This window comes from Maricurvus nonylphenolicus, from assembly GCF_042854845.1.
GTDB lineage: Bacteria > Pseudomonadota > Gammaproteobacteria > Pseudomonadales > Cellvibrionaceae > Maricurvus > Maricurvus nonylphenolicus.
In genome coordinates this window covers 5,599,703-5,624,926 of record NZ_AP031498.1, presented here as the reverse complement: position 1 = coordinate 5,624,926, position 25,224 = coordinate 5,599,703, and the positions used below count along the sequence as shown (strand labels likewise).

24 protein-coding genes are annotated in these 25,224 nt (G+C 49.5%); 23 read left to right on the top strand and 1 reads right to left on the bottom strand.

What is annotated here, in order from left to right:
• The first annotated feature begins 341 nt into the window (after positions 1–341).
• The 22 genes from rpmH to ACGHZ6_RS24350 all read left to right on the top strand — a co-directional run bounded on the left by rpmH (position 342) and on the right by ACGHZ6_RS24350 (position 21,942).
• Positions 342–476 carry a 50S ribosomal protein L34 gene (rpmH, locus tag ACGHZ6_RS24455; RefSeq protein WP_390616702.1) on the top strand — a complete coding sequence of 45 codons (135 nt, stop codon included), beginning with the start codon at positions 342–344 and terminating at the stop codon, positions 474–476.
• A gap of 26 nt (positions 477–502) precedes the next feature.
• Complete coding sequence (gene rnpA / locus ACGHZ6_RS24450; protein WP_390616701.1) at positions 503–925, top strand: ribonuclease P protein component; 423 nt, start codon at positions 503–505, stop codon at positions 923–925.
• On the top strand, positions 847–1,179 hold the full coding sequence (yidD, locus tag ACGHZ6_RS24445; RefSeq protein ID WP_390616700.1) for a membrane protein insertion efficiency factor YidD: 333 nt from the start codon (positions 847–849) through the stop codon (positions 1,177–1,179). Before rnpA ends, yidD begins: the two co-directional genes overlap by 79 nt.
• Positions 1,179–2,843, top strand: a complete 1,665-nt coding sequence (gene yidC, locus ACGHZ6_RS24440; RefSeq protein ID WP_390616699.1) for a membrane protein insertase YidC — start codon at positions 1,179–1,181, stop codon at positions 2,841–2,843. Before yidD ends, yidC begins: the two co-directional genes overlap by 1 nt.
• A gap of 88 nt (positions 2,844–2,931) precedes the next feature.
• Positions 2,932–4,311 (top strand): tRNA uridine-5-carboxymethylaminomethyl(34) synthesis GTPase MnmE, encoded by a 1,380-nt coding sequence (gene mnmE, locus ACGHZ6_RS24435; RefSeq protein ID WP_390616698.1) that lies wholly within the window; start codon positions 2,932–2,934, stop codon positions 4,309–4,311.
• 637 nt (positions 4,312–4,948) lie between these two features.
• Entirely contained in the window at positions 4,949–6,838 is a 1,890-nt protein-coding gene (mnmG, locus tag ACGHZ6_RS24430; RefSeq protein WP_390616697.1) for a tRNA uridine-5-carboxymethylaminomethyl(34) synthesis enzyme MnmG, read from the top strand.
• The gene (gene rsmG / locus ACGHZ6_RS24425) at positions 6,838–7,509 is read left to right on the top strand and encodes a 16S rRNA (guanine(527)-N(7))-methyltransferase RsmG (RefSeq protein ID WP_390616696.1); all 672 of its coding nucleotides are present in this window, start codon (positions 6,838–6,840) and stop codon (positions 7,507–7,509) included. Before mnmG ends, rsmG begins: the two co-directional genes overlap by 1 nt.
• A gap of 61 nt (positions 7,510–7,570) precedes the next feature.
• A complete protein-coding gene (locus ACGHZ6_RS24420; RefSeq protein WP_390616695.1) occupies positions 7,571–8,362 on the top strand; it encodes a ParA family protein in 792 nt (263 codons plus the stop codon).
• Between the two features lie 44 nt (positions 8,363–8,406).
• Positions 8,407–9,318: a ParB/RepB/Spo0J family partition protein gene (locus ACGHZ6_RS24415; protein ID WP_390616694.1), complete on the top strand. Its 912-nt coding sequence runs from the start codon at positions 8,407–8,409 to the stop codon at positions 9,316–9,318.
• 396 nt (positions 9,319–9,714) lie between these two features.
• A complete protein-coding gene (locus ACGHZ6_RS24410) occupies positions 9,715–10,086 on the top strand; it encodes an ATP synthase subunit I (protein WP_390616693.1) in 372 nt (123 codons plus the stop codon).
• Between the two features lie 119 nt (positions 10,087–10,205).
• Positions 10,206–11,123, top strand: coding sequence for a F0F1 ATP synthase subunit A (gene atpB, locus ACGHZ6_RS24405; protein WP_390616692.1), 918 nt, complete (start codon positions 10,206–10,208; stop codon positions 11,121–11,123).
• 84 nt (positions 11,124–11,207) lie between these two features.
• Positions 11,208–11,456 carry a F0F1 ATP synthase subunit C gene (gene atpE / locus ACGHZ6_RS24400; RefSeq protein ID WP_390616691.1) on the top strand — a complete coding sequence of 83 codons (249 nt, stop codon included), beginning with the start codon at positions 11,208–11,210 and terminating at the stop codon, positions 11,454–11,456.
• A gap of 51 nt (positions 11,457–11,507) precedes the next feature.
• Entirely contained in the window at positions 11,508–11,978 is a 471-nt protein-coding gene (locus tag ACGHZ6_RS24395; protein WP_390616690.1) for a F0F1 ATP synthase subunit B, read from the top strand.
• A 12-nt stretch (positions 11,979–11,990) separates the two neighbouring features.
• Complete coding sequence (locus ACGHZ6_RS24390; protein ID WP_390616689.1) at positions 11,991–12,527, top strand: F0F1 ATP synthase subunit delta; 537 nt, start codon at positions 11,991–11,993, stop codon at positions 12,525–12,527.
• Between the two features lie 35 nt (positions 12,528–12,562).
• Positions 12,563–14,107, top strand: coding sequence for a F0F1 ATP synthase subunit alpha (gene atpA, locus ACGHZ6_RS24385; protein ID WP_390616688.1), 1,545 nt, complete (start codon positions 12,563–12,565; stop codon positions 14,105–14,107).
• Between the two features lie 78 nt (positions 14,108–14,185).
• A complete protein-coding gene (gene atpG / locus ACGHZ6_RS24380; RefSeq protein WP_390616687.1) occupies positions 14,186–15,046 on the top strand; it encodes a F0F1 ATP synthase subunit gamma in 861 nt (286 codons plus the stop codon).
• 40 nt (positions 15,047–15,086) lie between these two features.
• Positions 15,087–16,484: a F0F1 ATP synthase subunit beta gene (gene atpD / locus ACGHZ6_RS24375; RefSeq protein WP_390616686.1), complete on the top strand. Its 1,398-nt coding sequence runs from the start codon at positions 15,087–15,089 to the stop codon at positions 16,482–16,484.
• 113 nt (positions 16,485–16,597) lie between these two features.
• Positions 16,598–17,020: a F0F1 ATP synthase subunit epsilon gene (locus tag ACGHZ6_RS24370; protein WP_390616685.1), complete on the top strand. Its 423-nt coding sequence runs from the start codon at positions 16,598–16,600 to the stop codon at positions 17,018–17,020.
• 118 nt (positions 17,021–17,138) lie between these two features.
• Positions 17,139–18,497: a bifunctional UDP-N-acetylglucosamine diphosphorylase/glucosamine-1-phosphate N-acetyltransferase GlmU gene (glmU, locus tag ACGHZ6_RS24365; protein WP_390616684.1), complete on the top strand. Its 1,359-nt coding sequence runs from the start codon at positions 17,139–17,141 to the stop codon at positions 18,495–18,497.
• Between the two features lie 45 nt (positions 18,498–18,542).
• Positions 18,543–20,372, top strand: a complete 1,830-nt coding sequence (gene glmS, locus ACGHZ6_RS24360; protein ID WP_390616683.1) for a glutamine--fructose-6-phosphate transaminase (isomerizing) — start codon at positions 18,543–18,545, stop codon at positions 20,370–20,372.
• Positions 20,373–20,381: 9 nt separating this feature from the next.
• A complete protein-coding gene (locus ACGHZ6_RS24355) occupies positions 20,382–21,143 on the top strand; it encodes a TlyA family RNA methyltransferase (protein ID WP_390616682.1) in 762 nt (253 codons plus the stop codon).
• A gap of 334 nt (positions 21,144–21,477) precedes the next feature.
• Positions 21,478–21,942 (top strand): YqaA family protein, encoded by a 465-nt coding sequence (locus tag ACGHZ6_RS24350; protein WP_390616681.1) that lies wholly within the window; start codon positions 21,478–21,480, stop codon positions 21,940–21,942.
• 20 nt (positions 21,943–21,962) lie between these two features.
• Here the strand turns inward: ACGHZ6_RS24350 and hexR are convergent, their stop codons facing one another.
• Positions 21,963–22,823, bottom strand: coding sequence for a transcriptional regulator HexR (gene hexR, locus ACGHZ6_RS24345; protein ID WP_390616679.1), 861 nt, complete (start codon positions 22,821–22,823; stop codon positions 21,963–21,965).
• Positions 22,824–23,005: 182 nt separating this feature from the next.
• On the opposite strand from hexR, the gene uvrD reads away from it, so the two are divergent.
• The gene (gene uvrD, locus ACGHZ6_RS24340) at positions 23,006–25,216 is read left to right on the top strand and encodes a DNA helicase II (protein WP_390616678.1); all 2,211 of its coding nucleotides are present in this window, start codon (positions 23,006–23,008) and stop codon (positions 25,214–25,216) included.
• Positions 25,217–25,224: the final 8 nt, after the last annotated feature.

Sequence of the window (25,224 nt, the reverse complement as noted above, 5' to 3'; positions counted from 1 at the left end):
ACTGAAGATTGCTTAAATAACAAACTAAAAAACAGATTTATCCTTTAATTTCAACACCTTAGGATACAATTATTTTTTTCACATACACACAAAAAAAATCCAACTAACGGGTAAAGATTAACCACACCTGTGGATAACCCTGTGCAAAAACAGGGGTTAAACTGGGTGCAACTTAAGTAACTAAAGAAAGAAAAACTTTTGCGCAAAAATTAGCCTTATTTTCCAATTTACCATTGCTTTTACAGGGGTGATTCTTTAAAATCCCGCCTCTTTTCACGGCCAGACGATAGTTCAGGTCCATGTGAATAACAGAATCCAAGCATTCAACAGGTGTTTCTCAAATGAAAAGAACATTTCAGCCTAGCGTACTGAAGCGCAAGCGCACCCACGGTTTCCGTTCACGTATGGCAACCAAAGGTGGTCAAAAAGTTTTGGCCCGTCGTCGTGCCAAGGGTCGTAAGCAGCTGGCTGCTTAATTCCCTGTTTGATAAAGGTCGCTGGCGTGCCGAGCCGGGCATTTACATTTAGTAAAACTCTTCGCCTACTCAACGCCAGCGATTATCAAAGCGTCTTTGATGACGCTCCTTTTCGCGCATCCCATAAAAATATCCTGATTCTTGCCCGACCCGGTAAAAGCCCTGGACCTAACAACAGTCCACGCTTAGGTCTTGTTATTGCCAAGAAGAACATACGCCTTGCTGTTCAACGCAATCGCATTAAACGTATTGCCCGCGAAACTTTTCGCCTGCAACAGGATAAATTAGCGGGAATCGATGCTATTGTACTGGCTCGGCGCGAGCTGGATCAGTTGGACAATGCCGCCCTGCACAAACTGTTTAACCAGCAGTGGCAGCGCATCATCAAAAAAGCCAACAAACACCAGCACGAGAAAGATACCTATATAAAGAAGGAAGAGTCACGGTGAAACAGATAGCGATCAAGCTTATCCATATTTACCGTTACCTTCTCAGCCCCTGGATCGGCAATCAATGCCGCTTTTATCCCACCTGCTCTCACTACTCTGAAGAAGCCTTTGAGAAACACGGTTTTGTAAAAGGGGTTTATCTCACCCTGCGGCGGCTTATAAAATGCCACCCTTGGCATCCGGGGGGCATTGATTTAGTCCCCCCGGCCGACCACAACCACAACAATTCTTACCAAAACGGCAGTAATCACTGATGGACTGGCAACGTACAGCTTTATTGGGGGCCATAGCGGCCGTCACCATTTTATTATTTGGGGAGTGGAGCGATTTCCAAGAACGCAATCGCCCACAGGTGGATACCAGTACTACCCTGGCCACCACAACGACACCTGCCGTGCCGGCAGAATCAACTGCAACAGCCTCAGGCAATGATTTGCCCAGCGCACCGGAAGAAGATAACGAACCTCAGGAAGCTGAAGTTAGCGCCAGCGCTCAACTGATTGCCGTTAAAACCGACACCCTGGATGTGCTGATTAATACCGAGGGTGGTGACATTGTTAAAGTTGCCCTGCCTCAACACCTGGCTGAACTCGGTAACCCAGAGCCATTTATTCTGTTGAATCAGAACAGCGCCCAAACCTATGTTGCCCGCAGCGGCTTAATTGGCCCTAACGGTACTGATACCAGTGCTGGTCGCCCGGTATTTAGCAGCAGCGAAACCAGCTACCAACTGGCAGACAGTGAAGACAAGCTGGTGGTCGAACTCAACCTCGATCAGGGTGATGTAAAAATCACCAAACGCTTTACCTTTACTCGCGGTGACAACCTGATCAACGTGGATTACCTGATCGATAACCAGAGTAGCGAAAGCTGGAAAGGCAACCTGTTTGCCCAGATCAAACGCGATGCTCACCAACCTATCGTCAAAGGTGGTGCTGTAGGTGTGAATCCATTCCTGGGCGCAGCATTGACCACCACCGAAGAGAAGTACAAAAAACTCGACTTCGAAGATATGGATGAAGGCAGCTTCAAAACCAGTATCCAAGGTGGCTGGGTTGCCATGGTTCAGCACTACTTCCTCAGTGCCTGGGTGCCCGAGCAATCCCAAAACAACACCTTCAATATTTACAAGAATTCTCAGGGCTTATACCTGATGGGTTTCACTGGTCCGCGTGTTGAAGTCGCCTCAGGCCAACAAGGTGAACTGAAATCTGCCTTCTATGCCGGACCTAAAGATGTCTATCGACTGGAAGAGATTGCCCCCTACCTGGATCTGACCGTTGATTACGGTTGGTTGTGGTGGATCGCCAAACCTCTGTTCTATGTCTTGCACTGGATTCACGGTTTTCTGGGTAGCTGGGGCTGGTCAATTATTGCCCTGACAATAATTATCAAGGCAGCATTCTTCCAGCTATCCGCCACCAGTTACCGTTCCATGGCAAATATGCGTCGCGTCCAGCCGCAGATGCAAAGCCTGAAAGAGCGTTATGGTGACGACCGCCAGAAGATGTCCCAGGAGCTGATGAAGCTCTATAAAACCGAAAAAATTAACCCGCTCGGCGGCTGTTTGCCGATCCTGGTACAGATGCCAGTGTTTATTGCCCTGTACTGGGTACTGCTTGAGAGTGTCGAGCTGCGCCATACTCCGTTCCTCGGTTGGATTGAAGATCTGTCGATTAAAGATCCATTCTTTATTCTGCCGATCATCATGGGCGCAACTATGTGGATTCAGCAGAAACTGAACCCAACGCCTCCGGACCCAACCCAGGCGCGTATTATGCAAATGATGCCGTTTGTATTTACCTTTATGTTTATGTGGTTCCCAGCTGGCCTGGTACTGTATTGGGTAGTGAACAACACCCTGTCGATTGCCCAGCAGTATGTGATTACCAAGCAGATTGAATCTGGTGCTAAATAACAGAAAGCTGAAGGTTTGAATAAGGGGAGCATTAGCTCCCCTTTTTTATTTCTTTATAATGCCAGCATCCACTTAGACAGAGATATTCATGTCCGCTAGCAACCCTACATCTAACACTGAAACCATCGCCGCTATCGCCACAGCCCCAGGCAAAGGTGGCGTCGGTATTGTTCGCGTCTCCGGTCCCAAGGTTAATAAGATCGCCGAAGCCATTTCCACCCAACCGCTCACACCGCGAATGGCCCATTACGGCGGGTTTATTGATGAAGGTGGTGACGCTATTGATGAAGGCATTGCCCTACTATTCCCAAGCCCCAATTCGTTTACCGGTGAAGATGTACTGGAGCTTCAAGGCCACGGCGGACCAGTCATTATGGATCTTCTGTTACGAAGGGTCATGCAACTGGGAGCCCGCTTGGCACGCCCAGGAGAGTTCTCCGAGCGCGCCTTTCTGAATGACAAGATGGATCTGGCCCAGGCTGAAGCCATTGCCGATCTGATCGAAGCCTCCAGCGAGCAAGCTGCGCGCAACGCGGTGCATTCTCTACAAGGTAATTTCTCCAACAAGATTAACGACCTGGTTGAAGCACTGATTCAATTGCGTATCTATGTAGAAGCCGCTATCGATTTCCCTGAAGAGGAGATCGATTTTCTTGATGACGGCCGTGTGGCAGGTGATCTCTCAACCATTATCAACAAGCTCGAAGCCGTACAACAGCAAGCCCAACAGGGCGCTATTATGCGCGAGGGTATGCAGGTGGTAATTGCCGGTCGCCCCAATGCCGGTAAATCCAGCCTGCTCAATGCGTTGGCCGGACGCGAAACGGCCATTGTTACCGATATTGAAGGCACGACACGTGATGTTCTTAGAGAGCATATCCATATCGACGGTATGCCACTGCATATTATTGATACCGCCGGATTACGTGAGAGTCCGGATGAAGTCGAACGTATAGGTATTGAGCGCGCCTGGGTCGAAATAGAAAAAGCCGACCGCATTTTGCTGATGGTCGACAGCAGCACCAACGACAGCCACGATCCGCACGAGATCTGGCCAGACTTTATCGATCGCCTGCCAGACCCCAGCCGTGTCACCCTGGTTTGCAACAAAATCGATCTGTCAGGTAAAAAGCAAGGTCTGCTGCAGCAAGACGGCCAAACGGTTATTGGCCTGTCAGCGAAAGCTGATATCGGTATCGATGCCCTAAAAAGCCACCTCAAGCACTGTATGGGCTTTACCGGCAGCACAGAAGGTGGCTTTACCGCCCGTCGTCGTCACCTGGATGCCCTCGAGCGCGCCCATGCATTGTTACTCACCGGGCAGGAGCAACTTCAAGGCATGGGCGCGGGCGAATTACTCGCCGAAGATCTGCGCCAGGCACAAAATGCTCTGGGAGAGATTACCGGTGACTTTACCCCCGATGAGCTACTGGGGCGTATATTTTCAAGTTTCTGTATTGGCAAATAACCCGAAAGCACCAAAATTTACATCAAAAACAGGCCTGCACGAGTAGGCCTTTTTTATACCCTCATCCCCTTCTTTTATGTCCCAGTAATAAGAAAACTGACTTAAAACACATCAGTTGCAGAGCTTATCCACAATTGTTCACAGGTTTATCCCCTAATTTATTGAATTAAAGGGATTTTTTACCTCATTAAAGCCTCTTTTACACAGAGTCTGTGGATAAAGTGTCGGGATTACCGTGAATTTGCTCCGCATGAAAATGGGGATAACCAAGCGTCTCCCCCTTGTGTGGAAAACTCACACTTTCATCCTCAAGGTTTGCAGGGTTTACACGCAGCAAATACCGTTTCTATACAGCACTTATCATTGGCTTAACTATTTGTTTTATAAAATAAAAAAGTGGTTACACACAGAAAAACTGTTCACTTATATATATAACATCATTAGAAAACACCTATATATACATATATCTCTATATAAATAATTCTTTATTAACAAATAGAGGGATAAAATAAGAAAGATTAATTTTTGACCAAGTTTTTGTATAACGCCTCAGACCACCCTATAATGTGCGCCCTTTTCGTAACGGCAACTGACATTAAGCCGTTACATGACCAAGATTTCTCGGGATACAACAACCATGGATTACCCAAAACGCTATGACGTCATTGTGATTGGCGGCGGTCACGCAGGTACCGAAGCCTGCTTAGCTGCTGCACGTATGGGCTGTCAGACCCTGTTGTTGACCCACAATATTGAGACCTTGGGCCAGATGTCTTGTAACCCGGCGATTGGTGGGATTGGCAAGAGTCATCTGGTTAAAGAAATCGATGCCTTGGGTGGCGCTATGGCTCTGGCTACCGATAAGGGCGGTATCCAATTCCGTGTATTGAATAGCCGTAAAGGCCCTGCTGTGCGTGCAACCCGTGCTCAGGCCGACCGTGTGCGCTATAAGGCCGCTGTCCGCGATATCCTGGAAAACCAGCCTAATCTGGATATCTTCCAGCAGGCAGCTGATGACGTGATTGTTGAGGGCGATACCATTCGCGGTGTTGTCACTCAGATGGGCATACGTTTTTACGCCCCTTCAGTGGTATTAACCGCCGGTACTTTCCTCGGTGGTCTGATCCATATTGGCCTGGAAAATCACAGTGGTGGTCGTGCAGGTGATCCTCCATCGATTGCCCTGGCCCACCGCTTACGTGAACTGCCTTTACGTGTGGACCGTTTAAAGACGGGTACACCTCCGCGTATTGATGCCCGCAGTGTTGATTTCTCCGAATTGGAAAAACAGTGGGGTGATACGCCAACACCGGTGATGTCCTATATGGGCAAGGTCGAGGATCATCCCGAGCAAGTGTGCTGCTGGATTACCCACACCAACGAGCGCACCCACGAGATTATTCGCAGTGGCTTTGATCGCTCGCCGATGTTTACCGGCGTGATTGATGGTGTGGGGCCACGCTACTGCCCTTCCGTTGAAGACAAGGTAAATCGCTTTGCCGACAAAGATTCCCACCAGGTATTTATTGAACCGGAAGGCCTGGATACCCATGAGCTTTACCCTAACGGTATTTCTACCAGTTTGCCGTTTGATGTGCAGCTGGAATTAGTGCGTTCGATTAAAGGTTTTGAAAACGCTCATATCACGCGTCCCGGTTATGCCATCGAATACGATTTCTTTAACCCGCAGGATTTAAAATACAGCCTGGAAACCAAGGTGATTAACGGCCTGTTTTTCGCGGGTCAAATTAACGGTACCACCGGTTACGAAGAAGCCGGTGCGCAAGGTTTGTTAGCGGGCATGAACGCGGCACGCAGAGCCCAGGAAAAAGATGCCTGGTGTCCACGCCGCGACGAAGCCTATATCGGTGTATTGGTCGACGATTTGATTTCTCTCGGTACCAGCGAACCTTACCGCATGTTTACCAGCCGCGCGGAATACCGTTTGTTATTGCGTGAAGATAATGCAGATTTACGCTTAACAGAAAAAGGTCGCGAGCTTGGTTTGGTCGATGATGAACGTTGGGCTGCGTTTAGTGAAAAACGCGAAAGCATTGCACGCGAACAGGAGCGCTTGAAAGAAACCTGGATTCAAGCGGGCAGTGATGAAGCTAAACAACTGGAGCAAAAACTGCCTTCGGCGTTAAGCCGTGAATACAATCTTTACGATTTATTAAAACGTCCCGAGTTGGAATACAACGATATTGGCCATTTCAAAGGCGAGGCGTTAGCGGACGAGCGTGCAGCAGAGCAGGTACAAATTGCGGCTAAATATGCCGGTTATATTGATCGTCAGCAGGACGATATTAATCGTCTGCGCCAGCATGAAAATACCGCGATACCGCTGGAGTTTGATTACAGTATTGTCGAAGGCCTCTCGAACGAGATAAAACAAAAACTGAGTGAGGCGCGTCCGGAAACATTAGCGCGTGCGTCACGTATTCCTGGCGTTACGCCGGCAGCGGTTTCTCTGTTGCTGATCTATTTGAAAAAACACGGACTTCTGAAAAAGCAGGCGGCCAATTAATGTCAGAAATCGGTGCAGAACACAAAAAACGTTTATTGGCCGGCGCAAAAAAAATTGATGTCGAGCTGAGCGATCAGCAAATTGATTTGTTGCTGGCTTACCTGGCTTTGTTTGCCAAGTGGAATAAAACCTACAACTTATCCGCCGTGCGCGATTCGTTGCAAATGGTTACCCGTCATTTGGTAGACAGTTTAACGGTGGTGCCGTTTGTCGAAACTTACGCTGGCGACAGCGTAATTGATGTGGGCACCGGTGGTGGTTTACCCGGTGTTGTGCTGGCCATTATGTTTCCAGAAAAACGCTTCACCTTGCTCGACAGTAACGGCAAGAAAACCCGTTTTTTATTTCAGGTAAAAACCCAGCTTAAGCTCGATAATGTGCAGGTTGAAAACTGCCGGGTTGAGGCTCATCAACCTGAAGCACCCTACTCCGCCATCATCAGTCGCGCGTTTGCCAGTCTTAAGGATATGACCGATGGTTGTCATCATCTGCTGGCCGCTGATGGCTGTTTTTTGGCGATGAAAGGCATCTACCCCACAGATGAGTTGAGCGATCTGGAAAAACGCTATATTGTTTCGGATTCCCACGCATTATCTGTTCCTGGCGATGAGGGTGAGCGCCATCTGTTGGTTTTAACAGACAAGCTGACTGGCGACCGGGCTGCGTCCTAGACGCAATAACATCACTATAAGGCCTATACGGCTAAAATAACGAATTTACGGGGTGCTAACGTTGAATAAGGTCTATGCCATTGCCAACCAGAAAGGTGGTGTGGGTAAAACCACTACCTGTGTCAATCTGGCCGCATCCCTCGTGGCGACCAAAAAGCGTGTCTTGCTGATCGATCTCGATCCTCAGGGGAATGCCACCATGGGTAGTGGCATCGATAAAGCCGAGTTGGAGTTATCCATCTACGATGTGCTGGTGGGAAATTGCACCTCGCAGGAAGCTATTACGGCTTCACCGTCCGGTAAATATGATGTGCTGCCAGCCAATGGTGACCTGACCGCCGCCGAGGTGGAAATGCTGTCGCTCGATCACAAGGAGCGCCGTCTGCACGATGCTATCGAGTCGGTGCGAGGCAGTTACGATTATGTGGTGATCGACTGTCCACCATCGCTAAATATGCTGACCCTGAATGCCCTGGCGACCTGTGATGGGGTCATTATTCCCATGCAGTGTGAGTACTACGCCCTGGAAGGTCTGTCGGCACTGATTAATACCATTAACCAGATTCAGCAAGTGCTTAACCCGCGACTGAAAATCGAGGGTATTTTACGCACCATGTACGATCCACGTAGCAGTTTGACCGTAGATGTATCCAACCAGTTATCCGATTATTTTGGTGACAAACTGTATCGCACTTGTGTGCCTCGCAATGTGCGTTTGGCTGAGGCACCAAGTTTTGGTCAGCCTGCATTGGTCTACGACCGTCAGTCCAAGGGCGCTATTGCCTATCTGGCCTTGGCCGGTGAGCTGATTCGCCGTAACGAAGCAGAAGCCAAACAGGCTGCTGAAGCCTGATTCAGGCACATAAATTTCAAGAGTTTTTAGGGGAGTAAGGGCCGATGGCCGCTAAGCGTAAAGGTTTGGGAAAAGGATTGGATGCACTGCTGGGAGGCGCTGGTGGTGCAGCTGGTAGTAAGGATGCTCAGGACGCGATTGCGGCAGTTACTTCTCCCGAGCCTGGCATCGACGGCAAGTTAACCCAGCTGCCGGTTGAGTTTGTTCAGCGAGGCAAGTACCAGCCGCGCCGCGATATGCACCCGGAAGCCCTGGAAGAGCTGGCAGAGTCGATCAAGGCGCAGGGCGTTATGCAGCCGATTGTTGTTCGCCCTATCAGCGACAGCAAATACGAAATTATTGCCGGTGAGCGCCGTTGGCGCGCTACCCAGTTGGCTGGTCTCGACAAGATCCCTGCGGTAATCCGTGAAGTCCCAGATGAAGCCGCCATCGCCATGGCGCTGATTGAGAATATTCAGCGTGAAGACCTCAATCCGATGGAAGAAGCTGTAGCCCTGAAACGCTTGCAGGATGAGTTTGAACTGACTCACCAGGAAGTGGCTGCTGCCGTCGGTAAATCCCGAACCACAGTCACCAACTTGTTGCGCCTGATAGCCTTGACCGACGAGGTGAAAAAATTACTCGAGCACGGTGATCTGGAAATGGGCCATGCTCGCTCTATGTTGACCCTGTCTGCCGATGATCAGCGTCAGATTGCCCGTCAGGTCGTCGCTAAAGGCTTGTCTGTGCGTCAGACCGAAGCCTTGGTGCGCCGCTTGCAGCAACAGCAGACCAAAGCGGTGCCGGCGGCTAAAATTGATCCTGACCTGAAGAAGCTTCAGGATGGCCTGGCCGATAAAATCGGCGTCCCCGTCAATATTCAACACAGCGCCAAAGGTAAGGGTAAGCTGGTGTTGAACTACAACAATCTTGATGAACTGGATGGCATTCTAGCCCATCTGGGGTATGAAGCCTGATATATAGTGTCCCTCTCCTGAATTTCCACTAAATATGGGATTCGGGTGTAAAGTCCCTACTTACACCCGAAGCCAGAAAAACTCTGGCCTTCGCGCGGGTTTTGGTTGAATTTCGGTTGAATAGACAGGGTATAGCCCCTATAATTCGCGTCGCCCAATTGTCGGTCGATTTTGTGGTCAAAACTGCCACAAAAAATCCTCGCAAAACGGGCGTATCGGTGCAGAGATTCAAACAGAGATTTAGTGACAGCCTGTAAGAGCTGTCGAAGGCAGAGTAAACGGCGGGATCGGTTAGTCGAGGAAGGCTGCAGAGGTATTGCTGGTTGTTTTTTCAGCCAGGCAAAGAAAGATGTCTCAGCTCCTAGATTAGCGTTAAAGGTTACCGGTGAAGTGACCATGACGAGTATCCCCAAACCTCCTGTCCATCGTATTCCCGTGGTACAACTGGGAGTGCTGCTACCTTTGGTAGTCGGCTTATGGTGGCTTGACCCTGTCCTGGCGAAGTCGACCCTCGCGGGAGGCTTGCTGTCTGTGATTCCGAACCTCTACTTTTCCGCTTACGCATTCCGTTATCGAGGCGCCCGCGCAGCCCGGTTGATTACCCATGCTTTCAAAATGGGAGAAACCGGCAAGTTTATGCTGACGCTGGTGGGCTTTGCAGGTGTGTTTGTCCTGCTCAAACCGATCAATGTGGCCGCTGTGTTTATCACCTATATCGCCTTAACCGTGATTCAGGTGGTGGTAGCAGCCAGGGTGATTGGCCGCTAGGGCAGAATGAACAGAGAATTGAAGTGTTCTATAAGCGCTTTGCAGATTTGAGAAATCTTCAGAGTTTTTATACGACTTTTTAATTTTTAACTTTAAACGTAAGGGTACTTGAAGAGACTATGGCAAGCGAAGGTCAGACCTCGACTCAATATATCCAACACCACCTTCAGAACCTGACCTATGGCAAGCTGCCAGAGGGCTACGTTCGTTACGACGGCAGTGTTGTGCAACAAGAAACCTGGACCTTGGCGCATTCCTCGCAAGAGGCTGCGGATATGGGTTTTATGGCTCTCCACCTGGATACTCTGGGTTGGTCTCTGGGCCTGGGTATTCTTTTCTCATTCCTGTTCGCCCGTGTTGCTGCTAAGGCAACCTCTGGCGTACCTAGCGGTTTCCAAAGCTTTGTTGAGCTGCTGGTCGACTTCGTTAACAACACCGTTAACGATATCTTCCACCATAAAAACAAGCTGATCGCCCCGATGGCGCTGACCATCTTCACCTGGGTGTTCCTGATGAACCTGATGGATCTGGTCCCTGTAGACTGGCTTCCGTGGGCGGCGACCAAGGTGACTGGCGACCCGCACTTCTTCTTTAAAGTGGTACCAACCACTGATCCTAATGCGACCCTGGGCATGGCCTTCACGGTATTCGCATTAATGATCATCTTCAGTATCAAGCAAAAAGGTCTGATCGGCTTCTTAAAAGAGCTGACCATGCACCCTTTCCACAGTGGCAAGTGGTACATCGACTTCCCACTGTTGGTGCCTGTAAACCTGGTTCTGGAAACCGTATCTCTGATCGCTAAGCCTATCTCTCTGGGTCTGCGTTTGTTCGGTAACCTGTATGCCGGTGAAATGATCTTTATCCTGATCGCCCTGATGTTCAGTGCTGGTCTGGTAATGGGCTTGTTTGGTGGTGTTCTGCAATGGGCCTGGGCTGTGTTCCACATCCTGGTAATTACCCTGCAGGCGTTCGTCTTCATGGTACTGACCACGGTTTATATGGCCATGGCGCACGACGTTGAAGAAGATCACTGATCACCTTATACGACAAGATTTTTAGATTTACCTTTTTAACTTTAACTTAACTTTAACTTCTTAATTTTTATCTAGGAGAAAACAATGGAAGCACTTGGTTTGGTATACGTTGCGGCTGCTCTGCTGATCGGTTTGGGCGCTCTGGGTACTGCGATCGGTTTTGGTACTCTGGGTGGCAAGCTGCTGGAAGGTTCTGCTCGTCAGCCTGAGCAAGGTCCTGCCCTGCAAGGTAAAATGTTCCTGATGGCTGGTCTGTTGGATGCGGTTCCAATGATCGGTGTTGGTATCGGCATGTACCTGATCTTCGTTGTTGCACCAGGTCTGGCTGGTTAATCACGACCCCTTTGCTTTGACTTTCAAATTAACTAAGCAAGAGGTGTTGGTGTGAATATCAACCTGACTCTAATCGGTCAATCACTTACCTTCATTGTGTTCATTTTGTTCTGCATGAAGTTTGTGTGGCCGGCGCTGATTTCCATTATGGAAGAGCGTGAAAAGAAAATTGCTGATGGCTTAGAAGCCGCTGATCGTGCAGATAAAGACCTTGAGCTGGCTCAGAAAAAAGCCACTCAACAACTTCGCGAAGCGAAGGAAGAGGCTGCCACTATCATCGACGCTGCCAATAAGCGCGCCAATCAAATCGTTGAAGAAGCCAAAGATCAGGCTCGTGCTGAAGGTGATCGTCTGCTCGCCAAAGCGCAGTCCGACATTGAGCAGGAAGCCAACCGCGCGAAAGAAGAATTGCGTGGCAAGGTTGCCGCTCTGGCCCTGGCTGGTGCCCAGCAAGTACTGGAAGCTGAGATCAATCAGCAAGCACACGACGAGTTGGTTAATAAATTAGCTACTCAGCTTTAAGCGAGGTGAATCATGGCAGAACTTGCAACGTTGGCACGGCCTTACGCCAAAGCCGCGTTTGAGTACGCACTCGCTGCTGACTCTCTGGCCAAATGGTCAGAGATGTTGGCTTTGGCTGCCCAAGTGGCACAGCAGGACGCAGTAAAACAATTGTTGGCAGCGCCCAACCTGACCACCGATGCAAAAGGTCAATCTTTTGCTGATGTGTGTGGTGATGAGTTGGATGCTGGTGGTCAGAACTTCGTTAAGAATCTGGCTAATAACAACCGTTTGGTTCTGCTGCCGCACGTACAACAGTTATTCGAAGGCTTTAAAGCTCAGCAGGAAAAATCTGTTGATGTGGAAATTACTTCCGCCTTTGAGTTGTCCGGCGACCTGCAAGACAAAGTGGCGAAGGCACTCAGCGCCAAATTGGATCGCAATGTAAATGTGTCCAGCTCTGTAGATCAGAGCCTGTTAGGCGGCGTTTTAGTACGCGCTGGCGACACAGTAATTGACGGTTCGGTACGAGGCCGCCTGGCTAAACTCGCCGAAGCAATGAACTCCTAATCTGGCGCTGCCAGAGAGGAATTGAGGAACAGAGCATGCAGCAACTGAATCCTTCTGAAATCAGTGAAATTATCAAGTCTCGCATCGACAGCCTCGAAGTGAAGACTGAAGCCCAAAACGAGGGCACCGTCGTTTCTGTAACTGACGGTATTATTCGTATCCACGGTCTGGCCGACGTTATGTACGGTGAGATGATCGAGTTTGAAGGTGGTGTCTATGGTATGGCACTTAACCTGGAACAAGATTCCGTAGGTGCGGTTGTTCTCGGCGAATACGAAAGTGTTGCCGAAGGTCAAACCTGTAAGTGTACTGGCCGTATTCTGGAAGTACCTGTTGGTGAGGAACTGCTGGGTCGCGTTGTAGACGCACTGGGTAATCCAATCGACGGTAAAGGTCCAATCGGCACCAAACAAACTGACGCGGTAGAAAAAATCGCCCCAGGCGTAATTGCCCGTCAAGGTGTTGACCAGCCAGTACAATTCGGTCTGAAAGCCGTTGACTCCATGGTACCTGTGGGTCGTGGTCAGCGTGAGCTGATCATTGGTGACCGTCAGACCGGTAAAACCGCTATTGCCGTTGATGCCATCATCAACCAGAAAGGCACTGGCATTAAATGTGTCTACGTTGCTGTAGGCCAGAAAGCATCTTCTATTGCTGCTGTTGTGCGCAAACTGGAAGAGCACGGCGCAATGGATCACACCATTATTGTTGCCGCTACTGCTTCTGACCCAGCTGCGATGCAGTTCCTGGCTCCGTTCGCCGGTACCACCATGGGTGAGTACTTCCGTGACCGCGGTCAAGATGCCCTGATCGTACAAGACGACCTGACCAAGCAAGCTTGGGCTTACCGTCAGATCTCCCTGCTGCTGCGTCGTCCACCAGGCCGTGAAGCTTACCCAGGTGATGTTTTCTACCTGCACTCACGTCTGCTGGAGCGTGCTTCTCGCGTTAACGCTGAGTACGTTGAGAAGTTCACCAACGGTGAAGTGAAAGGCAAAACCGGTTCTTTGACCGCCCTGCCTATCATTGAAACCCAGGCTGGTGACGTATCTGCATTCGTACCAACCAACGTGATCTCCATTACCGATGGTCAGATCTTCCTGGAAACTGACCTGTTCAACGCCGGCATCCGTCCTGCAATGAACGCCGGTATTTCGGTTTCTCGTGTTGGTGGTTCTGCACAGACCAAGATTATTAAGAAACTGTCCGGTGGTATTCGTACCGCTCTGGCACAGTACCGCGAGCTGGCGGCTTTCTCTCAGTTTGCTTCCGACCTGGATGAGGCTACCAAAGCCCAGCTGGATCACGGTGAGCGCGTAACTGAGCTGATGAAGCAGAAGCAATACGCTCCTCTGTCTACTGCAGAGATGGGTGTTGTTCTGTACGCAGCGAACGAAGGCTACTTGAAAGACGTTGCGGTTGCCAAACTCGGTGACTTCGAAGCTTCCCTGCTTTCTTTCATGAACAGCGAAAACGCTGATCTGATGAAGAAAATCAATGAAACCGGTGATTACAACGGTGAAATTGAGGCCGGCTTCAAAGCTGCTCTGGACAAGTTCAAATCCACTCAGACTTTTTAATAAGCTGAAGGTAAATGTTGAATCGAGGTTTGGTTAGCCAAACCTCGTAAATGAAACAGAATTTGTTCGGGGGCCGGTATGGCAGGCGGAAAAGAAATTCGTACTCAGATATCGAGTATTAAATCTACGCAGAAAATCACCAGCGCCATGGAAATGGTGGCGGCGAGTAAAATGCGTAAAGCACAAGACCGCATGCAGCTTGGTAAGCCCTACGCCCAACGTATTCGTTCGGTTGTAGGTCATCTTGCCAGTGCCAACCCAGAATATAAGCACCTGTACTTGCAAGAGCGCGAGGTGAAGCGTGTAGGCTTTGTCCTGGTATCCACAGACCGTGGTTTGTGTGGTGGTTTGAACGTCAACATGTTCAAGGCCGCTATCAAATCCATGCAGGCGTGGAGTGATCAGGGCGTTGAAATCGATCTGTGTTTGATCGGTGCCAAAGCCGCAGCCTTCTTTAACAGTTACGGTGGCAATGTAGTAGCTGCAGTGCGTGACTTGGGTGAAGAACCCAGCGTTGCTGATTTGATCGGCAGTGTAAAAATTATGTTGGACGCTTACGCGGAAGGCAAAATCGACAAGCTGTACCTGACGGGTAATGAGTTCGTGAATACCATGACTCAAGCACCGTTCGTAAATCAGCTGTTGCCTCTGCAAGCGGACGAAGACGAAAAACTGAAACACACGTGGGATTACCTGTACGAGCCAGACGCTGAAACTCTGCTCGAAGGTCTTTTGACTCGTTATATTGAGTCTCAGGTATACCAGGCTGTTGTTGAAAACGGTGCATGTGAGCAGGCCGCGCGGATGATTGCGATGAAGAACGCAACCGATAACGCGGGTGACCTGATCGACGATCTGGAGCTTGTGTACAACAAGGCTCGTCAGGCGGCTATTACACAAGAGCTGTCCGAGATCGTAAGTGGCGCCGCAGCGGTTTAACGTTTTTTGAATTTATAACTTTGTAATTGAGGATCCGGAAATGAGTAGCGGACGTATCGTACAAATTATTGGTGCCGTTATCGACGTGGAATTCCCTCGTGACTCTGTACCTAAGGTTTACGACGCACTGACCGTCGCTGACAAGGGCCTGACCCTGGAAGTTCAGCAGCAGTTGGGTGACGGCGTGGTACGCGCAATTGCGATGGGTTCTTCGGAAGGTATAAGCCGTGGCTTAACCGTCGAGAACACCAATGCCCCAGTTTCTGTACCTGTTGGTACTGAGACTTTGGGCCGTATTATGGATGTATTGGGTAACCCTATTGATGAGTGTGGTGATATTGGTGAGCAAGAGCGCATGCCAATTCACCGTAAAGCACCTGCTTATGACGAGCTGGCAGCTTCTGCTGACCTGCTGGAAACAGGCATTAAAGTTATTGACCTGGTTTGCCCATTCGCCAAGGGTGGTAAAGTTGGTCTGTTCGGTGGTGCCGGTGTAGGTAAAACCGTAAACATGATGGAGCTGATCAACAACATCGCACTGAAACACTCTGGTCTTTCAGTATTTGCCGGTGTTGGTGAGCGTACTCGTGAAGGTAACGACTTCTACCACGAGATGCAGGAAGCTGGCGTTGTAAACGTTGAGAATCCAGCAGAGTCCAAGGTTGCCATGGTTTACGGCCAGATGAATGAGCCCCCCGGTAACCGTCTGCGTGTTGCACTGACCGGCCTGACTATGGCTGAGAAGTTCCGTGACGAAGGTAAAGACGTACTGCTGTTCGTTGACAACATTTACCGTTACACCCTGGCGGGTACCGAGGTATCTGCACTGCTGGGTCGTATGCCTTCTGCGGTAGGTTATCAGCCAACTCTGGCTGAAGAAATGGGTGCTCTGCAAGAGCGTATTACCTCCACCAAAACCGGTTCTATTACCTCGGTTCAGGCGGTATACGTACCTGCGGATGACTTGACTGACCCATCTCCAGCAACCACCTTTGCTCACTTGGACTCCACTGTTGTACTGAGCCGTGACATTGCTTCTAAGGGTATTTACCCAGCAATTGATCCTCTGGACTCTACTTCACGTCAGCTGGATCCTCTGATCATCGGTCAAGAGCATTACGACATTGCCCGTGGTGTACAGACTGTACTGCAGCGCTACAAAGAGCTGAAAGACATCATCGCGATTCTGGGTATGGACGAACTGTCTGAAGAAGATAAGCAGACTGTTAACCGTGCTCGTAAGATTGAGCGTTTCCTGTCTCAGCCTTTCCACGTTGCTGAAGTATTCACCGGTTCTCCAGGTAAGTACGTATCACTGAAAGACACGTTGGCTGGCTTTAAAGGCCTGCTGACTGGTGACTACGACGATCTGCCAGAGCAGGCGTTCTACATGGTTGGTTCCATCGACGAAGCTGTCGAGAAAGCCAAGAACATGTAAGTGTCTTAGGGTTGGGTGATTCACTCAGCCCTATGATGAATACAGCCGTCGATTAGCGACTTGACTCTTTAACGAGAAAAGCCGTTAATCGATCCTCCGAGAGGCAAAAGCAAATGGCTATGACTGTTCACTGTGACATCGTCAGCGCAGAAGAAGAAATCTTTTCCGGCCTGGTCGAAATGGTGATTGCCGCAGGTTCCGAAGGTGATGTAGGTATTGGCTACGGCCACGCCCCATTACTGACTGGTCTGCAGCCTGGCCCAATTCGCGTTATCAAGCAAGATGGCGAGGAAGAGGTTTACTATATTTCCGGCGGTTACCTGGAGGTTCAGCCCTACCATGTAAGCGTTCTGGCAGATACTGCCCTGCGTGCCGATGATATGGATGAGGCGGCAGCCCTCGAGGCCAAGAAAGAAGCTGAACAAGCATTGCACAACCAGAGTGGCGAAATTGACTACTCTCGTGCAGCGGCTCAGTTGGCTGAAGCTGCAGCTCAATTGCGCACCATTCAGGCTATGCGCAACATGAGAAAATAAGTTTGAGTGAATACTAACTTCTGAAAATGTTCAGGAATTAGCAGCATCTCAACCTAAAAAAGGGTAGCATTAGCTGCCCTTTTTTTATTTGCAGACTTACAAGGATCAGGTCACTTCTATGCTTGATATCGTGGTGCTGGCAGCGGGTAAAGGCACCCGCATGAAGTCCAATTTACCCAAAGTCCTTCACCCTGTCGCAGGCCGCCCTCTTCTTGGCCATGTACTCGATACCGCTCGCTCATTTGATGATGCTCAATTGCATGTGGTAATTGGTCATGGCGCAGAATTGGTTGAGCAGCGTTTAGCCGGTGATGATGTACAGTTTGTGATGCAAACTGAACAATTGGGTACTGGCCATGCTGTTCAGCAGGCCGCCCCTTCCCTACGCGATGATGCTACTGTCTTGATCCTCTATGGCGATGTGCCATTGATTAAATCCAGCACTCTGGAACAGCTAGTTGATACTGTGGCCGAAGGTGCTATGGGCTTATTAACGGTTAAGCTGGAAGACCCTACTGGTTACGGACGTATTGTTCGCAATCCCGATGGTTTGGTAACCGCCATTGTTGAGCAGAAAGATGCCAATCCAGAGCAGTTAACCATCAATGAGGTTAACACCGGAGTGATGGCCATGCGTAATGCTGATCTTCAGCGTTGGTTGCCACAGCTCTCCAGCGATAATGCCCAGCAAGAATACTATCTCACTGATGTCATCGCCCTGGCACAGAGTGAAGGCATCGTGATTAATACCGTTAACCCGGATTCCGAGATGGAAGTTCTGGGTGTTAACAACCGTCAACAACAGGCAGAGTTGGAGCGTTACTATCAACAGCACTTGGCCGAACAGTTAATGGTTGAAGGGGTGACTCTGATTGACCCGAGTCGCTTCGACTGCCGCGGCAGTTTGAGTGCTGGCAGTGATGTCGAGATTGATATCAACTGTGTGTTTGAAGGCGATGTTAAACTGGGCGATAACGTCAAAATTGGCCCCAACTGTGTGATTACCAACAGCCGTATTGGCGATAATACCGTTATCAAAGCCAACAGTGTGCTGGAAGATGCCGTTGTTGCCGACCAATGTGATATTGGTCCTTTTGCCCGCTTGCGCCCGGGAACCAATCTTTCGAGCAAAGCAAAAATTGGTAACTTTGTTGAAACCAAGAAAGCCAATATTGGTGTGGGCAGTAAAGTTAATCATCTGACCTATATCGGTGATGCCGAAATAGGTGAAGGCGCTAATATTGGTGCCGGTACCATTACTTGTAATTACGATGGCGTTAACAAGTCGAAAACCGAAATTGGTGATGGTGCCTTTATTGGTTCGAATAGCTCTTTGGTTGCACCGGTTAAAATTGGTGCCGGTGCTACCGTTGGCGCCGGTTCAACCGTGGCCAAAGACGTTGAGGCTAACCAACTGGCGGTGGCGCGAGGTAAACAGCGCAATATTGATAACTGGCCCAAGCCAGAAAAGAAGTAAAACCAGAATAATTAAAAACTACAGAATTTAGTTAACGGAAAGTCTATGTGTGGAATTGTGGGCGCGGTAGCCCAGCGTAATGTACTTGGTATTCTGATCGAGGGCCTAAAGCGCCTAGAGTATCGTGGCTATGATTCAGCCGGTGTTGCACTGATTGATGATGACCTGCAATTACAGGTTCGCAAGGAGATGGGCAAGGTTGCCAGCCTGGAAGCCTTGCTGGAACAAAGCCCTACCAAAGGTACTATCGGTATTGCCCATACTCGTTGGGCGACCCACGGTAAACCCAGCCAAAAAAATGCTCATCCACACGCTTCCGATAATATCGCTGTAGTACATAACGGCATTATTGAAAATCATGATGAACTGCGTGAAGAATTAACAGGTAAAGGCTATAGCTTTGCCTCAGAAACTGATACCGAAGTGATTGTTCACCAGGTGAATGATCTGGTGAAGCAGGGCAAAGACCTGTTCTCCGCCGTAAAAGCAGCAGTGGAAACATTTGAAGGCGCATACGCCCTGGGCGTTATTAATACTCAGGAACCAGATCGCCTGGTTGCTGCCCGCAGTGGTAGCCCATTGGTGATTGGGGTGGGTATTGAAGAATACTTTATCGCCTCCGACCAACTGGCACTTCGCCAGGTAACCGATCGCTTTATCTTCCTGGAAGAAGGTGATCTGGTCGATATTCGCAATGATCAACTACGTATTTTTGATGCCAATGGTGAACAGGTTGAGCGAAAGATTGTCACCCTGACTGAAGCCGAAGAGTCGGCGGATAAAGGTGAATACCGCCACTATATGCTCAAGGAAATTTACGAGCAGCCAAAAGTCTTGCGCAATACCTTACAGGGTCGCATCAGTAAAACTCAGGTTTTGGAAGAAGCCTTTGGCGCAGAAGCCAAAGCGATTTTTGACCAGGTTGAATCGGTACAGATTGTCGCTTGTGGTACCAGCTACCACTCGGGTTTAGTGGCGAAATACTGGATGGAAGACTGGGCAGGTATCCCCTGTTATGTCGAAGTAGCCAGCGAATTCCGTTACCGCAAAGTGGTTGTGCCGAAAAACTCACTGTTTGTCACCATCTCACAATCCGGTGAAACCGCGGATACCTTAGCGGCATTACGTTCTGCCAAAGAAGCCGGTTATCTTGCCAGTTTGACGATTTGTAACGTTGCTAACAGCTCCCTGGCCCGAGAATCGGACTTAAGCTTTATGACCCTGGCTGGGCCTGAAATCGGTGTGGCATCTACCAAAGCCTTTACCACCCAGTTGGTGGCACTGCAGTTGTTGAGTATTGCTTTGGGTCGTCGTCACAACCTGTCTTCAGACAAAGAGCAGGCTTTGGTAAGCGCTCTGCATCAGTTACCACAACTGTGTGAAGATGTGCTGGCACTGGATGACACTATTTTGCATACCAGTGAAGCTTTCTCTGAAAAACATCATTCACTGTTTCTCGGTCGTGGTGTGCAGTACCCGGTGGCAATGGAGGGGGCTCTAAAGCTTAAAGAGATTTCCTATATCCACGCCGAAGCCTACCCCGCCGGTGAGTTAAAGCATGGTCCGCTGGCGTTGGTAGACAGTGACATGCCTATTGTTGCTGTTGCACCAAACGATGACTTGTTGGAAAAGCTGAAATCCAACCTACAGGAAGTTCAGGCCCGCGGCGGTAAATTGTTTGTCTTCGCCGATAAAAACTCCGGCTTTGTGAATGACGAAAGTACGGTGGTGATAAACCTGCCGCATGTTGATGATTCAATCGCACCACTGGTTTACACCCTGCCACTGCAGTTACTGTCTTATCATGTCGCCGTTCTTAAAGGCACCGATGTGGATCAGCCGCGTAACCTGGCCAAGTCGGTTACCGTAGAGTAAACAACGCTTATGGTGCGTGCAGACCTGTTATTGGTGGAAAAAGGCCTGAGCAAATCGCGCACCCATGCTCAAAAAGCCATCGCTGCCGGTCGTGTTGAATATAAGCTGGCTGGGCAGTGGCAATCCCTATCTAAACCCAGTGTGAAACTCGAAGAAGCTACGGAGCTTCGCATTGCCGGTGATGATTCTGATCGTTATGTCTCCCGAGGTGGTTTAAAACTCGAAGCCGCGATAAACCAGTTTGCTATTCCTATAGAAGACAAGCTGTGCCTTGATGTTGGCCAGTCCACCGGTGGATTTACCGACTGCCTATTACAGGCAAACGCCAAACTCGTTGTAGGTGTCGATGTTGGTAGGGATCAATTGGATCAAACTCTACGATCAAACAGCCGTGTTGTCTGTTACGAAGGTATCAATGCTAGAGACCTTCCCGCAGAAAAACTGCTATCGCACACAGAAGAGCAAGGTTTTGATGTGGCGGTAATGGATGTTTCCTTTATCTCACAATCCAAAATATTGCCGTCTCTTACACCATTGATTAAACAAAATGGTTATCTAATCAGTTTGGTTAAACCACAGTTTGAAGTGGGCAAAGAGGGGATTGGTAAAGGTGGCATAGTGAAGGATGCCGCGCTTTATCATCAGGTTGAGCACAGGATAAAACAGCAGGTGGAATCACTGGGGTTAACAACCCAAGCCTATATCGACAGCCCAATTAAGGGTGGTGATGGAAACCGTGAGTTTCTCTTAATAGCAAAAAATAGTCGTTAAGAAAAAATAGTAGAAAGCTAAGTAGGGAAAAGCGAGTGGGCTGCAGCCCACTCCCCAGAACCCTAAAAGTTGAGTACCCCTGACTGGCACCCAGGCAAAGCGACAATTATCGATCGATCACGAGTTTCCATTGTCCTTGATCTGTGGGCTATCCTGCCACATCGATAAAAGCGCGTCCCTTGACCTTACTTGGCCTTGTGAACATCCATGTCTACGTCCTTGTTGATGCTTATTATTCATAAACATCAAAACATAAAATAGTCGCAACAAGCGGAAACTTGTGTAGGACATGTCCTACAGGGCCGCTATAAACACGACATCAAACAAAGCACTTATGGAAGCTCTATCCCTAGACCCTATTAGCCTCAACGGCTACAGCGAATACGGTGCATATCTGGCGTTATTTATTGTTAGTTTTGTTGCCGCCACCCTGATTCCCTTGGGCTCAGAAATTGTGCTCTTGGGATTGGTGGAGTCCGGCTTGTCGCCAGTGCTATGTCTGTTAGTCGCCAGTGTAGGCAATATATGTGGCAGTTTAATGAACTATGGTTTGGGGATTTGGTTAGGACATAAGTTATTACAGCCCAACCGCTGGGTTGAACCACACAAGCTACAGCGGGCGATTAATCACTATCAACGTTGGGGATTACCCAGCCAGTTGCTGGCCTGGGTGCCGATTATTGGTGATCCGCTTACCTTTGCCGCCGGTGTATTGCGCGTCAATATCTGGGGCTTTTTACTGCTGGTGACTGTTGGCAAAGTCGGTCGCTACCTTGCCATTATCTGGCCTGCTCTTTAAACACAAAGAGAGGGTAGTTTTTATCGATCTTCCGGCTGGATACGCAGCTTGCGCAGACCCTGCTTTAAACGGAATAGATGATCGTGCAATTCAGGGCCTTTGCGTTGCGCTACACCAATGGCCAGCACATCAATCACAACCAGGTGAGCAATTCGGGAAGACAATGGGGTATAAATCTCAATATCCTCTTCCACATCCACTTCAATGGGAATCGTAGCCTGCTGAATGACCGGGGTTCCACTGGGTGCTATGGCAATCACAATGCCACCCATCTGCTGCACCATTTCCATGGAATGCAACAGTGCGCGGGTACGGCCACTTTGTGAAATGGCAACTACCACATCGCCGGGTTCCATCGACATGGCGGACATATTCTGGATATGGTGATCCGAATGAGCTGCGGTGGCCAATTGTAGGCGGAAGAATTTATGTTGGGCATCAGCGGCAACTGCACCGGAGGCTCCAAAACCAAAGAATTCTACCCGCTTGGCATTACACAACGCACTAACGGCCTGGTCTAGAATTTCAGGGTCCAACGAATCGCGGGTCTTAAGCAGGGTATCAATAGTGGAATCAAATACCTTGTGGCTGAAGTCTGCCACAGAGTCATGATCCGTTACCGCAATTTGACCAAAGCTTGGGCTGGAAGCCAGTTGTTGAGCCAGATTGAGTTTAAAGTCCTGAAAGCCATCGCAACCAATAGCACGGCAGAAACGCACCACCGTTGGTTCACTCACTTCAGCCTGGGAAGCCAAATCGACAATCCGCATATGGATAATGTCGTTGGGATTGTTAAGTACATACTCGGCAACCTTGCGCTCAGATTTGCGCATTTCACCAATGGCATCACCGATTTGTTGGGTAAGGGTTGCGGGTTTCACTGTGGCTGGCTTCCTTGGACAGAGTGTTTAACATGCCTGGAGGGCGTAAAAACGCGATATTATAAAAAATGTAGTAAATTCCCAAGCATTTTGTAGTTTTGCTACAGATTTTTAATATCTGGCCCTATTTCTCCGCATTTTACTGGCTATATTTACAGTCATTCTCTGATAGAATGTCAGCCATGGACGTTTCCCCTATTCTCGATTCTTTAAATGATGCCCAGCGCCAAGCGGTGTCGGCTCCTCCTGTTAACCAATTGGTATTAGCGGGGGCAGGTAGTGGCAAAACCCGTGTACTGGTGCACCGTATAGCCTGGCTGGTTCAGGTGGAACAGGTTTCCCCTTACGGCATTTTAGCGGTGACCTTTACCAACAAAGCGGCCCGTGAAATGCGTGGCCGAATTGAAGAGCTGTTGGGTATTGGCACCCGCGGCATGTGGGTGGGTACCTTCCACGGCATTGCCCACCGCTTATTAAAGGCCCATTGGCAAGATGCCAAGCTGCCACAGAACTTCCAGATTTTGGATAGTGATGATCAGCTACGGTTGATCAAGCGAGTTTGCCAGGGATTGAACCTGGATGATAAACGTTGGCCACCGCGTCAGTTCCAGTGGTATATCAATGCCCAGAAAGATGAAGGTTTGCGTCCGGACTATATTCAGCCCAGTGGTGATCCTTACCAAAACACCATGCTGCAGGTTTACCGTGCTTACGAAGAGGCCTGTCAGCTCGGCGGCATGGTCGACTTTGGCGAGTTACTGTTGCGTGCTCATGAGCTCTGGCTCAATAACCCGAGCATCTTAAAACACTATCAGGAGCGCTTCCCGTTTATTCTGGTGGACGAGTTTCAGGATACCAACACTATTCAGTATGCCTGGTTGCGGGTTCTGGCCGGTGATCAATGTCGGGTCACAGCCGTAGGTGATGATGACCAATCCATTTACGGTTGGCGTGGTGCCAAGATTGAAAATATCCGTAAGTTTGAGTCGGATTTCCTCGGTACTGAAACGGTTAAGCTCGAGCAGAATTATCGGTCTACGGCCAATATTCTCAATGCCGCCAATGCGGTGATTGAAAATAATCAGGGCCGTCTGGGCAAAGAGTTACGCACCGATGGCGAAGAAGGCGATAAGTTATCGCTTTATGCCGCCTTTAATGAGCACGATGAAGCCCGCTTTATCGTTGAGCGAATTCAGGATTGGGAAAAACAGGGCAAACGCCGCGACAGTATTGCTATTCTTTACCGCTCTAATGCCCAATCCCGTGTACTTGAAGAAGCCTTATTGCGGGAAGCTGTGCCTTACCGTATCTACGGTGGCCAGCGCTTCTATGAGCGCCTTGAGATTAAAAATGCGCTGTCCTATCTACGTTTGATCGTTAATCGCGACGATGACACCGCGTTCGAACGGGTTATCAATACACCGACTCGCGGCATTGGTGGCAAGACTGTCGACAATATTCGTCTCTATGCCCGTGAACACGGCAGCTCCCTCTGGCGTGCAGCCTTGGGCATGATCGACAATAAAACCCTGACTGCCCGTGCTGCTAATGCGGTAGCAGGTTTTATTAAACTGATTGAATCACTGCAGGACAATGTGGCGGATCTGTCGCTGGAGCAACAAGTCGAATTAGTGGTTAAAGACTCCGGGCTTTACGATTTCCACCAGGCGGAAAAGGGTGAAAAAGGTCAGGCCCGTATTGAAAACTTGCAGGAACTGGTTAACGCCTGTCGTGCCTTTGAGCCGGATGCCGAAGAGGATGTTACACCGCTGGTGGCTTTCCTGGATACCGCCGCACTGGATGCCGGTGAAGCGCAGGCTGATGAGTTTGAAGATGCGGTACAGTTAATGACACTGCACTCCGCCAAAGGCCTGGAGTTCCCGCTGGTATTTCTGGCGGGTATGGAAGAGAACCTCTTCCCCCATAAAATGTCACTGGAAGAAGCCGGGCGTCTCGAGGAAGAACGACGTCTGTGTTATGTGGGCATTACTCGGGCGATGGAAAAGCTCTACTTAACTTACGCCGAGAACCGTCGTCTGCACGGCAATGAAACCTATAATAGCGTGTCGCGCTTCGTTAAAGAGATTCCCGACGACATGCTGGAAGAAGTACGGGTTAAAAGCACCATAAGCCGTCCTGTCAGTTTTGGTGGGTCATATAGCGGTGGCTACCAAGGTGGTAGGAAGCAATATGATGAGCCTACGCGTCTAAGTGATGACGGCGAAGACACCGGTTTTTACCTCGGTCAACGGGTTAACCACCCGGTCTTTGGTAAAGGCAAGATTAAACACTTTGAAGGCGATGGCCCAAGCGCTAAAGTACAGGTTAACTTTGAGGCGGAAGGCGATAAGTGGCTGGTATTAAAATTCGCTAAACTGGAAGCCTTAAGCTAACGCTTCAC

Bases quoted from the DNA above. Each gene is read 5' to 3' on its own strand.
- rpmH (WP_390616702.1), top strand. From the start codon at position 342: ATGAAAAGAACATTTCAGCCTAGCGTACTGAAGCGCAAGCGCACCCAC.
- yidC (WP_390616699.1), top strand. From the start codon at position 1,179: ATGGACTGGCAACGTACAGCTTTATTGGGGGCCATAGCGGCCGTCACC.
- mnmE (WP_390616698.1), top strand. From the start codon at position 2,932: ATGTCCGCTAGCAACCCTACATCTAACACTGAAACCATCGCCGCTATC.
- mnmG (WP_390616697.1), top strand. From the start codon at position 4,949: ATGGATTACCCAAAACGCTATGACGTCATTGTGATTGGCGGCGGTCAC.
- rsmG (WP_390616696.1), top strand. From the start codon at position 6,838: ATGTCAGAAATCGGTGCAGAACACAAAAAACGTTTATTGGCCGGCGCA.
- ACGHZ6_RS24415 (WP_390616694.1), top strand. From the start codon at position 8,407: ATGGCCGCTAAGCGTAAAGGTTTGGGAAAAGGATTGGATGCACTGCTG.
- ACGHZ6_RS24410 (WP_390616693.1), top strand. From the start codon at position 9,715: ATGACGAGTATCCCCAAACCTCCTGTCCATCGTATTCCCGTGGTACAA.
- atpB (WP_390616692.1), top strand. From the start codon at position 10,206: ATGGCAAGCGAAGGTCAGACCTCGACTCAATATATCCAACACCACCTT.
- atpE (WP_390616691.1), top strand. From the start codon at position 11,208: ATGGAAGCACTTGGTTTGGTATACGTTGCGGCTGCTCTGCTGATCGGT.
- ACGHZ6_RS24390 (WP_390616689.1), top strand. From the start codon at position 11,991: ATGGCAGAACTTGCAACGTTGGCACGGCCTTACGCCAAAGCCGCGTTT.
- atpA (WP_390616688.1), top strand. From the start codon at position 12,563: ATGCAGCAACTGAATCCTTCTGAAATCAGTGAAATTATCAAGTCTCGC.
- atpG (WP_390616687.1), top strand. From the start codon at position 14,186: ATGGCAGGCGGAAAAGAAATTCGTACTCAGATATCGAGTATTAAATCT.
- atpD (WP_390616686.1), top strand. From the start codon at position 15,087: ATGAGTAGCGGACGTATCGTACAAATTATTGGTGCCGTTATCGACGTG.
- ACGHZ6_RS24370 (WP_390616685.1), top strand. From the start codon at position 16,598: ATGGCTATGACTGTTCACTGTGACATCGTCAGCGCAGAAGAAGAAATC.
- glmU (WP_390616684.1), top strand. From the start codon at position 17,139: ATGCTTGATATCGTGGTGCTGGCAGCGGGTAAAGGCACCCGCATGAAG.
- glmS (WP_390616683.1), top strand. From the start codon at position 18,543: ATGTGTGGAATTGTGGGCGCGGTAGCCCAGCGTAATGTACTTGGTATT.
- ACGHZ6_RS24355 (WP_390616682.1), top strand. From the start codon at position 20,382: ATGGTGCGTGCAGACCTGTTATTGGTGGAAAAAGGCCTGAGCAAATCG.
- ACGHZ6_RS24350 (WP_390616681.1), top strand. From the start codon at position 21,478: ATGGAAGCTCTATCCCTAGACCCTATTAGCCTCAACGGCTACAGCGAA.
- uvrD (WP_390616678.1), top strand. From the start codon at position 23,006: ATGGACGTTTCCCCTATTCTCGATTCTTTAAATGATGCCCAGCGCCAA.